Genomic DNA, 12,598 nt, shown 5'->3' with positions numbered 1-12,598 from the left:
ACGACGACGGAAGAGACGACCACCGAAAACACGACGACCGAAACCGCTACGACGACTGCAGAAACGACTACGGAAACTACCACGCAGACGACCGCAGAAACGGCGACGGAGACCGAGACAACGGCAGAGACGACGACCGCTGAAACGACTACGGAAACGACCACTACGGAGACGGAAACTTCGACGACTACGACAGAGACAGCCACCACGGAAACGACGACGATAGCAGACACCACGACGGAGTAGACTATTGTGATTACCGTAGAGCAGCCACTATTCTCTAGGTGAATATCGGCGAGTCTGTTATCAAGTTCGACCCTTACCCAGCCTTTTGGAAGGAGAAACAGACGAAATGTACTCTCTATCTTTCCGTTCTCTCTACCCCCTCGGGAAACGCTTCAGACCGACCGAAGCCGGAACCGCTCGCTCGGTGGGGAGAGAATCTCGGTGGCCTCGGGGTCAGTATCCCGTTCCAATCTCCCGAGCCACGTCCGGGCGTCGTTGATGCGAAGCTTCAACCGGACCGGGAGGTCGTGAAGCTCCGGCTGGTCCGGGAACAGTTCGGCGTCCAACTCCGCCCGGTCGTACTCGCGGCGTCGGTCCGGCCACGCGTTCTCGAACTCGTCGAGGAATGGGGTGCGCGCCCGGACGAACTGCTCGATCTGGTTGAGTGCCGCCGAGTCGTGCGGTCGGTCCGGCGGCCGGTGACGCAAGATATCCGAATCCAATCGCTTCAGCGCCCGGCGGAACGTCCGAGTGTTGCGGTGCTCCGGCGGAGTCCGGAGATGCCAGTCGAGCAGTTCGGCGTCGGCCGCGGGGGCCGATTCGAGGAAGTGGTCCGCCAGATGCGTCCGGAACGAGTGCGTCGGCTGATTAGCGATGCCGACGACCGCACAGCCGTTGTGCGGCGACTCGTACCGGTCGGCGGTCCGGTCGAGTTCTCGGTCTACGGCGTCGCGGGCGAACTCGCGGCTCTCGACCGGTACCTCGAACTCCGGCCCGGCGTGGTCGCTCAGCGGAACGAAGCCGAACTTGTCGGCCACGAGTCGCCGTGCGGGGTCGAAGTCGGTCGCCAACCTCGGCCGGGGGAGCGTGTGGCCGAGTACCTCGACGCCGTCGCGGGGCAGGAAGTGACCCCGGAGGAACGTGTCGAAGAGGAGACCGTGGTACATCGTGTCCACGTCCATCTGGTCGGCGTACGCAGCGTGGTGGACGTGGATGGACTCCCGGATACCGTTCGTGTACCGGACCGTCGAGAAGTCGGTGGTCAGGTAGTCGCCGTCGGCCTCGAAGGCGGCGTGGTCGCTGTCGTACTGGTCGGCGATGCGGGCCGCGACCTCGGCTTCGTGGCCGTCTCGGCGGGTCACGGTGTAGGAGTCGTCCACGTCGGTCGGCCCGGCGAGGAACGCCCGCGAGTCGTAGCCCGCACTCAACAGCAGGCCCTTCCGGCCGGGGAGGTGCATCCGGCGTTCGAGAGCGCGTTCGAGTCGGACCGCGAGCTGTTCGACGTAATCGAACTCGGTCGGTTGGTAGACGAACCGGTCGAACGTCGCGGTGTCGTCGGCGTGGAGTCGACCGTCGAACGGAGTTCGCTGGAGTTCGTCGACGAGGGTCTTCTCGCCCAGCACGACGCCGAGGTGGAGGAACTCCAGCAGGCTATCGCGGCGAACCGTCGGGTCGGTGACGGTGCGTCCGACCTCGAAGGCGTCGGTTCCGAACACCCGCACGCCAGACGCGTCGGTGTAGAAGCAGTCTATGGTTCGGGCCGGGTCGGTGGCGACGTAGGCGGTCTCGCCGGTGTCCACCGCGACGAGCGAGGAACCGTTCACGTCGGCCAACACGTCGGGGCCGGCCACGGCGGCGCGTTCGAGCATCCGCTCGGCGGGAGTCGTGGTCGCCTCGGAGAGGTACGTCTCGCCCCAGAGGACGCACAGTCGGTCGTCCTCAGCGTGGACGGACGTTCGACCCGGAATCCCGAATCCCACGTCCCGGACGCCGACGGTAATCGAGTCACCCTCGACCACGCAGTCGAACGACGAGGGCGACCGAAACCGAGAGAACGCGTCGATGTCGCCGAAGACGCCGAAGAGTTCGTTGTTCATCTCGCGGCTACTCGACGGTGACGCTTTTGGCGAGGTTGCGCGGCTTGTCGATGGCGCGACCGAGACGGTCGGCGGTGTGGTACGAAAGGAGTTGGAGTTGGACGTTGGCCAGCAGGCCCGCGAGGTCCGGGTGCGTCTCCGGAATCGGGAGGTGTGCGTCGGCCACGTCCGTGATGGCGTGGTCGTCGGTGGACACCGCCACGATGGGCGCACCGCGGGTCTGGGCCTCCTCTGCGTTGATGACCGTACTGTCGTCCTCGTCTCCGGTCACGACGGTGAACACGGGAGTTTGCGGCGTGACCAGCGCCAGCGGGCCGTGCTTGAGTTCGCCCGCCGCGAATCCCTCGGCGTGTTCGTAGGTGATCTCCTTGAACTTGAGCGCGCCTTCGATTGCGACCGGATAGGCCAGTCCCCGGCCGATGAAGAAGAAGGCGTCGCTCCCGAGGTAGTCGTCGGCTACGTCGGCGGCAACCTCGGTGTCGAGGACGCTCTCGACGTGGTCGGGGAGACGTTCGAGCGCGTCGTAGAACGCCGCCGGGTCGTCCCACGGGGCTGTCCCGGCGACGTCGGCCGAGATACGGTGGGCTAGCACCGAGAGGGTGACGACCTGCGAGGAGAACGTCTTGGTCGCCGCGACGCCGATTTCGGGTCCGGCCCGGATGAACAGCGCGTCGTCGGCCTCCCGAGCGACGGTCGAACCCACGACGTTCGTGACCGCGGTCGTCCGCGCACCCGCCGCGCTTGCGCGGTCGAGCGCCGCGAGCGTGTCGGCCGTCTCGCCGCTCTGGGTCACTGCGATGGCGAGCGTCCCGTCGTCGACGGGCACCGAGTCGTCGTACTCGCTGGCTCTGAACGTTTGGGCCGGGACGCCAGCCTTGTTGAGCAGTTGGGCGCCGTACTTGGCCGCGTGGAACGAGGTGCCACAGGCGACGATCTGGACGCTGTCGATGTCTTCGAAGCTCCCCGGTGGGAACTCGTCCAAGTCGGGTTCGCGGTCCCCGACCCGACCCTGAATCGAATTCGCCAGCGAGACGTGCTGGTTCTCGATCTCCTTGCGCATGAAGTGGTCGTATCCGCCCTTGCCGGTCTCCTCGGGGTCCCACGAGACGATTTCGCTCGACCGCTCGATCGATTGGCCGTCGAGCGTCGAGAGTTCGACCTCGTCGGGTTGGATGACGCCGACTTCGTCGTCCTCGAAGTAGACCACCTCGTCGGTGTGTTCGAGGAACGCGGGCACGTCGCTGGCGAGGAAGTACTCGTCGTCGCTCACGCCGAGGACCAGCGGCGACCCGCGTCTGGCGGCGAAGACGGCGTCGACGCCCTCGACCATCGCCGCGATGGCGTAGCTCCCGTCGAGGTCGCGGACCGCCTCGCGGAACGCCGCTTCGGGCGGATGGTCTTCGAGGTGGCGCTCGAACAGGTGCGGGATGACCTCGGTGTCGGTGTCACTGGTGAACTCGTAGCCTTCGGCTTCCAGCTCCTCGCGGAGTTCGGTGTGGTTGTCGATGACGCCGTTGTGGACGACGGCGACCTCCCCGGTCGAGTCGGTGTGGGGATGGGCGTTGTCGTCGGTCGGCGGGCCGTGGGTACTCCAGCGGGTGTGGCCGATGCCGATACCGCCGTAAATCTGGCTGTCGTGAACCGACTCCTTGAGTTCGTTCACCTGACCACTGCACTTCTGGACCGCGAGACCTGCGCCGTTCTCGACCGCGATGCCCGCCGAGTCGTAGCCGCGGTATTCGAGGCGTTCGAGTCCGCCGAGGAGACGGTCGACGCCGTCGTCGGCACCGACGCGAGCGATGATTCCACACATATTCAGATCACCCGCCCGCCGGTCGCAATCGAGTTACTCGATACGTACTCCGTTGGAGGCGCTGCGTCTGGACATTGACTGCGAATCGTGAGGGCCATACTACTCGGGTCGGACGCTTCGTCCTTTACTATAAAGCAGATAAGCAACAGGTTATCGTACGGATAACGACACCGGCGCCCTCGGGCGGTTCGTTCGTTGCAACAGTTGCACTTATTTTTGCGGGTGTCGTATCCATCTCCCCGCTGTCGGACGGTTTGACCCTCGTAACTGCAGATTCCGTTTTCGCGATTCGCCACTCGAAATCGACTCCACGAGTGTCGATAGGTCGACTCGCGTACGGGCCGGCCGGCTCCGCGTTACGCTGGGAGACTGACAAATGTTTTTATTCATTTAGCAATTTTTTATATTTCCTATAGAAATATACATGTATGCCCGAAGGTTAGATGGCCTGCTCACCAGTCGCGACGGCCGCTCGCCGGGCCTGGTAACCACGTCTCCGGGAGCGTCCGAGCATCTCTACACCGCCATGTCGGCTTACCCGGTCGATAGTAATGGTCGTTCGGAACGACGCCGAAATCGTGTCTAACCGACGAAAACTACTCGGCGCGGCCGGGTCGGCGTTCTTCGCGTCGATCGCCGGTTGTGCGAGTGTCATCCAAGAGACCGCCAACGGTCCGGATACGGAGACGACCGAAGCATCGCCGACGACAAACGCCACGCCGACGACGACTGGCGGGCAAAATAGCTCGGACGGGAACCTCTCGGACGGGAACGTCTCCGAACCGGGCGACGCGGGGTCGGGCAACGAGTCGGAGTCGCTGGGCCGGGTCACCATCGAGAAGCCGAAGGTCAGCATTCCGAAGTCGCTCGTCCCGTCCGACCCCGGCCAGTACGACTACGCTCGACTCGGCCGCGAGGACGCCGACGTGACTGCGACCCTGTACGGTAACTGGAAGTGCCCGTACACCCAGGAGTTCGTCGTCCAGATGATGGGCGAAGTGGTCGAAAAGTTCGTGAAACCCGGCGACGTGGCCGTCGAGTTCCGGTCGCTGAGTTACCTGAACGGGGAGCCGTTCCTCGGCGCGGACGCCCCGCGGGCCGCGCGCGCTGGCCTCGAAATCTGGCAGTCGGCCCCCGAGCGCTACTGGCAGTACTTCGCGTCGGTGTTCACCAACCAGCCACCCGAGCGGTACGAGTGGGCCACGGCCGACCGACTCGTCCGGTTCGCCGAGACCACGAAGGTCGGCAACACCGACGCCCTCGAGAACGCCATGCTGACCGGCAAACACCGCGAGAAAGTACGGGCGACGACCGACCGAGCCACCGAGTTGAGTATCTCCACCGTCCCGCGAGTCGTGGCCGGAGGGGAAGTGACCGCTCCGACGGTGGACTTCTCGACGACCAAACGCCAGCTACGCCGGGCCATCGACGGCTGAGGTCCGATTCGAGTTCTCCATCCTCACCGCCCACTGACGATACGACAGCACCAGCAGCGTGTAGCTCACTGAGACGACGACCCAGTTGGGCCACACGTCCGGACCGGGGTCCACGAACAGCGGCGACCAGTCGCCGATTCCGTGCAGGAACGCCACGAGATAGAGGTTACGCGTCGATTCGTAGATGATACCGAAGGCGATTCCCGAGAGCGCGCTCGTCAGGAGTGCGCCGACCATACCCTGTAGTTCGAACCCTCCGACGACAAGTATCACGGGGAGATGTAACAGCGAGAAGACGACTGCCGCCGTTGTCACCGCGAGCGCCGTGCGAACACGGTCGTTTCGACCATCGAGGAGTACGAGTAGTTTGTTCTGAAGGTAGCCTCGAAACGCCAACTCTTCGGCCGGGCCGACGAAGAGGTAGTAGTTGACGCTGCTTACGGCGAGTCCGAGGAGGGAATACGTCGTCGGTGAAGACCGCTGGTAGGCGAAGAGACCGACCGAGACCTCGTTTCCGGCGAGAAGTGCGAGACCGACGACGACCACGTGGAGGACGGCCACCAACCCACCGACCGCGGCGATTGCTGGGACGACGAGTCGGGGAGAGAGTCCGACGTCACGGCATCGAACGCCCTCGTACCGCAGGACCAACAGTACGATTCCGATTTGGACGGTCGACGACGCGATTCCGAACAACGGGGTAGAAACGCCACCGGTGTCGAAGCCGAGCAATCGAGCGCGCAAGCTATTCGAGAGCACCAACAGGAGCGCGAAGGCGAGGACGAGCGCGACTGCTGGCCCGATTCCGTGGTGGAACTTCGGGGGCCAGTCCGCGGTAGATTCGTTCCCGGAACCGAAGGTCCGTGACATAACCGATCGACAAATTCAGAATCAGTGTCAATTACTGTGTCGGTTCGCCCGTCGATGCCCCGAGAAACCCCTCCTCACCTCTCGTCGCCGCCGCGGAGCGACTCCAACTTCGCTGGCTCCTCGCCCGGGAGGACGATGACGTTCTGTCGCCCGGCGTTTATCTTCACGACCTGTTGCTGTTCGTCCATCCGAGCCAGAAGCCGACTCACCTTCGACTTCGACCACGGCGTCCGAGAGACGATTTCGCTCTGTCGAAGCTGTCCGTCCTCTTCTTCTAGCAACTGGATAACCCGTTCCTCGTCGGAGAATGGCGGCGACGAGTCCGACTCCGAATCGAGCGTGGAACCGGAGTCGGGACTGCGTTCGTCGGGAGTCGAGCGAGGCGTGCGCTCGACGGCCGAACTCGATTCGCTCGTCGGTGACGAAGAGGAGCGACCCGCCGACTCTCGGAGCGGTGCGACGATCCGTGGCCCGTACCGGAAGAGCAGACCCGCCACGACCGCGGCGACGAGCATCGCGACCGCGCCGAACACGAACGCCGTCCCGCGGTTCAGCGGGTCGGTTCCGAGGGCGACCTCGGTGCCGTCGTCGAGAAAGTCGCCGTCGGTGTCGGCGAGTGCGGGATTCGTGCCGACCGCTCGCTCGTCCCGGTTCTGGAGACCGTCGTCGTCGGTGTCGCCGGTCGGCCGGAGGACGTGGATTCGGGCGAGTTGGCCCGCTACGAGCGTCTCGTTCGTGCCCACTCGCTCCATGGTGACGGTGACGTTCTGCGCGCCGAGAGCGACCGACTCCGAAACCTGGAGTTCGACCTCGGCGGTGACCGGGCGAAGCGTCGTCGTCGTACAGTTCAACTCGACGGCGTCTGTCAGGGCGCAGATTCGGTACTCGGCCGCGGTCGCAATCTTGTCGACGGTCGCGGTCAGCGTGTAGGAACGAGACGGCCAGAGGTAGACGGTCCCGTCGTTCCGCGTGGCGACCGCGTCGCCCGATATCGACACGTCTTGAACCAGAACGTCGGTCTGTGTCGTCGTAACGCTGGTCTGTTCGGCCACAACGTCGGTCTGTGCCGTCGTGGCTACGGGAGCGACGAGCGCGACCACGAGGGCGCACGCGAGAAGTCCCGCGACGACGGTCGACCGCCCGGTCATCTCGCTATCCATCGTTCGTCGTCCCGCGTGTCCGTCTCACGCCGGAACGGCCGCAACTGTCCGCGGCGCAGTGCCAATCGGCTAAAACAGTGCGTGTCCGCGCTCATTCTCTCTACATTCGGACCTAATTTGGTAATACTATAGAGGGGCTAAGCCACAAACTCGGTGGAAAGTCGGCTTCGGCTTCGAGCGACGATTTCTTGACAACTGTCCGACGTATCTGCGGCGAATCGCCGACGAGTCCGGTCCAACGCGAACCGAACCGCCGAGAAATCACGCGAGCTCGCCTTACCCGCCCGATAATAAAGGCCCTCCCGGGGCTTCCGAGAGACGAGCGTGTACGGTCGCATCCGTACGCGGCCTACGGACATTCGATTTACGTATGAACTCGTCACAACTCGCCATCGTACTTGGTACGAGACCTGAGATAGTCAAGCTCGCGCCGATAATCCGCGAGTGCCGGGAGCGCGACGTGCCACACACCGTCGTCCACACCGGACAGCATTACTCCCCACAGCTAACGGAGGTGTTCTTCGACAAGTTGGGGCTTCCCGCGCCAGACCACACGCTGGGCGTCGGGTCGGAAACCCACGGCCAGCAGACCGGGAACATGATAGCGGGCGTCGAAGAGATCCTGCTCGACGCCGAACCGGAGACGGTACTCGTGCAGGGCGACACCAACACCACGCTGGCCGGGACCATCGCGGCGAGCAAACTCGACGCCGAACTCGGCCACGTCGAGGCCGGACTCCGGAGCGACGACCGCGGGATGCCCGAGGAGATAAACCGAATCATCTGTGACCACACCGCGGACCGACTGTTCGCGCCGACCCCCGCCGCGGCCGAGAACCTGCGGGCCGAGGGTATCCCCAGCGACCGCATCTCGGTCACGGGGAACACGGTCGTAGACGCGCTTCAGCGCCACCGAACCCTCGCGGCCGACCAGAGTACCGCCCTCGACGACTACGAGGTAACGCCCGGCGAGTACGGTCTCGTCACCGTCCACCGAGCCGAGAACGTGGACGACCGCGAGCGATTCGCCGACGTGCTGACCGGCATCGACAGGGTGGCCCGGGAGTTCGACATGGAGATGATATATCCGGTTCACCCGCGCGCACGGAAAGTACTGTCTGACCTGACGGTGCCCGACTCGATTCGCGTCGTGGAACCGCTCGACTATCTGGAGTTCCTGCGCCTCGAAAGCGACGCCGGACTGATTCTGACCGACTCCGGCGGCGTCCAAGAGGAGGCCTGCGTGCTCGGCGTGCCCTGCGTCACCCTCCGGAAGAACACCGAACGCCCCGAGACGATAGCCGCCGGGGCCAACCGACTCGGTGGCGTGACGCCGACCCGCATCCTCGACGCGTCCCGCGACATGGTCAAGGCCGACACCGGATGGGACAACCCCTTCGGCGACGGCGACGCCGCGAGCCGAATCCTCGACACGTCCGCCGCGGTCGCTACCAGGGAGGTCGTTCAATGACCACCGTCTGCGTCCACGGTCTCGGTTACATCGGTCTCCCGACCGCCGCGGTGCTGGCCGACGCCGACAACGAGGTCGTCGGCTACGACACCGACGCGGCCGTCCGCGAGACGGTCCGAAGCGGTGACTCCCACATCGAAGAACCGGAACTGGCCGACCTCGTCGGAGACGTTCGCGCCGACGGGTCGCTCGACGTCGCCGACGAGGTTCCGGCCGCCGACTACCACCTCGTCTGCGTGCCGACTCCCTTCGACCAGTCGGCCCGGGAAGCGGACCTGCGATACGTCCGGGCCGCGGCAGAGGGCATCGGCGAGCGTCTCCGGCCCGGAGACGGCGTCATCCTCGAATCGACGGTGCCGCCGGGGACGACGACCGGCCCGTTCCTCGAAACCCTCGAAGCCGCGTCCGGTCTCGACGCCGGCGACGACTTCTCGCTGGCTCACTGCCCGGAGACGGTGTTACCCGGCCAGATGCTCGCCGAACTCCGAGAGAACGACCGAATCGTCGGCGGCGTGGACGATCTGTCGGCCGAGTCGGCCCAGCGTCTCTACGAGACCGTCGTGGAGGGCGAAGTCGCCATCGCGCCCGACCCGACGACCGCCGAGTTCGTGAAACTGGTCCAGAACACCCACCGGGACGTGAACGTCGCGCTCGCCAACGAGGTGGCGAAAGTGGCCGACGATTACGGAGTCGACTCCCGGGCGGCCATCGAAGCCGCCAACCGCCACCCGCGAGTCGACCTCCTCAGTCCGGGTCCCGGCGTCGGGGGCCACTGCCTCCCCGTGGACCCGTGGTTCCTCGGTCACGATTCGGACCGACTCGACCTCGTGGAGCGCGCTCGGGCCGTCAACGACGGGATGCCGGGCTACGTCGCCGACAAGTTGGCCGAGAGCCTCGGGTCGCTCGACGACCGGCGAATCGCGATCCTCGGCGTGGCTTACAAGGGCAACGTGGACGACACCCGGGGAAGCCCGGGCCTCGCGCTCGCCGACGAACTCCAGTCGCGCGACGCCGAAGTGGCGATTCAGGACCCGCACGTCACCGACTCGACGCTCCGACTCGAATCGCTCGTGGGCGCGACCCGGAACGCCGACGCCATCGTCGTGACCGCGGCCCACGACGAGTACGGGTCGCTCGGCGCTGGCATGGTGGCGAACCGGATGGCCGACGACGTCGTCGTGGACGCCTGTGACGTCCTCGACAAGCAACGTTGGCACAAAGTAGGGGCGGCGGTCGAGACGCTATGACCCGGAGTACGACTGCGTGGGTGGACCTCGTGAGTCCGTCCCATCCGTTCCTGTTCGAGGGGTTGCTCTCGTCGCTGCCCGACCTCCGAGTGAAGACCACCGTGCGCGAGAAGACCGAGACCGTCTCGCTGGCCGACGAAGTCGGCTTCGACTTCGAGGTTCGGGGTCGGGACTTCGACGACCCGACCCTCCGAAAGTTGGGTATCCCGCTCCGGACCGCCCAGCTCGCGGCCCGGCCCCCGGCCGCCGACGTGTCGCTGTCGTCGCGCAACGCCATGTGCGTCCTCGCCTCGAAGGCCCGCGGGATGCCCTCCATCCACTTCACCGACAACGACATCACCGCCTACGTGGACGGGTTGTGGGCCGAGGAGTTGTACAACTGGCTCGAAGCCCGCGCGACCTACACCGTGGTCCCGGACGCCTTCGAGACCGCGGAACTCGAAAAGCACGGTGCCGACCTCGACTCCGTGTTCACCTACTCCGGCTACAAGGAGGACATCTACGTCGCCGACTTCGACCCGGACGCGTCGTTCACCGACCGACTCCCGTTCGAGCAGTACGTCGTCGTCCGGCCCGAGGCGTTAGACGCCGCCTACGTCGACGAAGCCGAGTCGCTCGTCCCCGCGATTCTCGACGGCGTGACCGACGCCGGGTACAACGTCGTCTACCTCCCGCGGGGCCGCGGCGACCGGAAGTACGCCGAGGGCTTCGACCCGGAGCGGGTTCACGTCCCGACGAGTGCGTACGACGGTCTCCAGTTGGCCGCCCACTCCCGGTGCGTCCTCACAGGGTCGGGGACGATGGCCCGCGAGGCCGCCTGCATGGGGAAGCCGGCCGTGTCGTTCTTCCCGAACACCCTGCTCTCGGTCGACCAGCAGATGGTCGACGAGGGACGCATCCTCCACTCCCGGGACCCCGAACGCATCGTGGACTACGTCGCCGGGCTCGACGCCGACGACGCCCGACTCGACCGGTCGCGGTCCCAGCGAGTTCGGGACGAAGTCGTCTCGCTGACAGACCAACTCGTCGAACACGCCGCGAAATGACCGAATTCACCGAGTTCGGGCGCGTTCGGCGTCTTATCCGCCCTATAATAATACCGATTCACTGCGTGACGAACAACGACGAAGACCGTTTCACCTCCGACACACTATCATGAGTTCGTACAACGAGAACACCGACCGGACTTCAGCTATCGAGCAGCAGACGACGCCGAAGTCCGTACCCGTCTGTCTCGTGGGTCTCGGCTACGTCGGCCTCCCACTGGCGGTCGAGTTCGACCACGCGGGACAGCGGGTGCTCGGATACGACATCGACGAAGAGCGAATCGACCGCCTGAAGCGCGGCATCGACGTGACCGACGAGGTGGGTGACGCCGCCATCGAAGAGAGCGACGTGCAGTTCACCGCCGACCCCGCTGCCATCGCCGACGCCGAATACGTCTGTATCACGGTGCCGACCCCCGTAGACGAGTTTCAGAACCCCAACTTCGAGTACGTCGAGAAGGCAGGCCGCACCGTCGGCAAGTGGATAACGCCCGGCGCAACGGTCGTCCTCGAATCGACGGTGTACCCGGGTGCGACCCGGGACGTGCTGGTCCCGGCGCTCGAATCGACCTCCGACCTTTCGGTCAGCGAGGACTTCCACGTCGCGTACTCCCCCGAGCGAACCTCGCCCGGCGACGACGACCACGGTCTCCGAGAGGTCGTCAAAGTCGTCGGGGCCGACGACCCCGAGGTCCGCGAGGACGTCGCGGATCTCTACGAGTCGGTGGTCGGCGCGGGAGTCCACCGAGTGAGTTCGATAGAGGCCGCGGAGGCCACCAAGTGCATCGAGAACGTCCAGCGAGACATCAACATCGCACTGGTCAACGAACTCTCGATAGTGTTCCATCAGATGGGCCTCGACACCCGGGAAGTCCTCGACGCGGCCCGAACCAAGTGGAACTTTCACGACTACTCGCCGGGTCTCGTCGGCGGTCACTGCATCCCGGTCGACCCCTTCTACTTCGCCTACGGGTCGGAGATGCAGGGATACACGCCCAAACTCACCCTGAAGGGCCGAGAGATAAACGAGTACATGCCGAAGCACGTCGGAGAGATTACGCTGAAGGCGTTGAACGACGCGGGGAAGGTTCTCAGCGAGAGCGAAGTCCTGATACTCGGACTGTCCTACAAGCCGAACGTCGCCGACATCCGCACCTCGGAAGTGCAGGGCGTCATCGACATCCTCCGCGAGTACGACATCGACGTCTCGGGCCACGACCCCCACGCCGACGACGACGAGATGCGCGATCACTTCGACATCGACATCCGAGATTCGCTGTCGTTCGAGGGCGCGGACTGCGTCCTGCTGGCGACCGCCCACGACTCGTTCGAGCAACTCGACCTCGCGGCGGTCTCCGACGCCGCGGCCGACGACCCCGTGCTGATGGACGTGAACGGCGTGTTCGACGCCGAAACCGCGACCGACCACGGATTCATCTACCGGAGGCTGTGA

10 protein-coding genes are annotated in these 12,598 nt (G+C 65.1%); 5 read left to right on the top strand and 5 right to left on the bottom strand.

Annotated elements, in window-relative coordinates:
- The 3 genes from E2484_RS24580 to glmS form a co-directional block, all read right to left on the bottom strand.
- A partial coding sequence (locus E2484_RS24580) for a hypothetical protein (RefSeq protein ID WP_321113161.1) occupies positions 1–233 on the bottom strand: 233 nt, incomplete at its 3' end.
- A 165-nt stretch (positions 234–398) separates the two neighbouring features.
- Complete coding sequence (locus E2484_RS24575) at positions 399–2,102, bottom strand: asparagine synthetase B family protein (RefSeq protein ID WP_137287839.1); 1,704 nt, start codon at positions 2,100–2,102, stop codon at positions 399–401.
- A gap of 7 nt (positions 2,103–2,109) precedes the next feature.
- The gene (gene glmS, locus E2484_RS24570; protein WP_137287838.1) at positions 2,110–3,915 is read right to left on the bottom strand and encodes a glutamine--fructose-6-phosphate transaminase (isomerizing); all 1,806 of its coding nucleotides are present in this window, start codon (positions 3,913–3,915) and stop codon (positions 2,110–2,112) included.
- Between the two features lie 551 nt (positions 3,916–4,466).
- Between glmS and E2484_RS24565 the strand changes: the two genes are divergently transcribed.
- Entirely contained in the window at positions 4,467–5,351 is an 885-nt protein-coding gene (locus E2484_RS24565) for a DsbA family protein (protein ID WP_137287837.1), read from the top strand.
- On the opposite strand, the gene E2484_RS24560 is transcribed toward E2484_RS24565, so the two are convergent.
- Complete coding sequence (locus tag E2484_RS24560; protein WP_137287836.1) at positions 5,328–6,221, bottom strand: CPBP family intramembrane glutamic endopeptidase; 894 nt, start codon at positions 6,219–6,221, stop codon at positions 5,328–5,330. The genes E2484_RS24565 and E2484_RS24560 overlap by 24 nt on opposite strands.
- A gap of 74 nt (positions 6,222–6,295) precedes the next feature.
- Complete coding sequence (locus E2484_RS24555) at positions 6,296–7,381, bottom strand: DUF7343 domain-containing protein (protein ID WP_137287835.1); 1,086 nt, start codon at positions 7,379–7,381, stop codon at positions 6,296–6,298.
- Positions 7,382–7,751: 370 nt separating this feature from the next.
- Between E2484_RS24555 and wecB the strand changes: the two genes are divergently transcribed.
- The 4 genes from wecB to E2484_RS24535 all read left to right on the top strand — a co-directional run bounded on the left by wecB (position 7,752) and on the right by E2484_RS24535 (position 12,598).
- Positions 7,752–8,852 (top strand): non-hydrolyzing UDP-N-acetylglucosamine 2-epimerase, encoded by a 1,101-nt coding sequence (gene wecB, locus E2484_RS24550; protein ID WP_137287834.1) that lies wholly within the window; start codon positions 7,752–7,754, stop codon positions 8,850–8,852.
- The gene (locus E2484_RS24545; protein WP_137287833.1) at positions 8,849–10,099 is read left to right on the top strand and encodes a nucleotide sugar dehydrogenase; all 1,251 of its coding nucleotides are present in this window, start codon (positions 8,849–8,851) and stop codon (positions 10,097–10,099) included. Before wecB ends, E2484_RS24545 begins: the two co-directional genes overlap by 4 nt.
- Positions 10,096–11,145, top strand: a complete 1,050-nt coding sequence (locus tag E2484_RS24540) for a DUF354 domain-containing protein (protein WP_137287832.1) — start codon at positions 10,096–10,098, stop codon at positions 11,143–11,145. The genes E2484_RS24545 and E2484_RS24540 overlap by 4 nt, the downstream gene beginning before the upstream one ends.
- Positions 11,146–11,254: 109 nt before the next feature.
- On the top strand, positions 11,255–12,598 hold the full coding sequence (locus E2484_RS24535; protein ID WP_137287831.1) for a nucleotide sugar dehydrogenase: 1,344 nt from the start codon (positions 11,255–11,257) through the stop codon (positions 12,596–12,598).

The organism is Halorussus salinisoli (assembly GCA_005239435.1).
GTDB lineage: Archaea > Halobacteriota > Halobacteria > Halobacteriales > Haladaptataceae > Halorussus > Halorussus salinisoli.
Note: the sequence above shows the minus strand (reverse complement) of the source record. Positions and strands in the feature narration are given on the sequence as shown.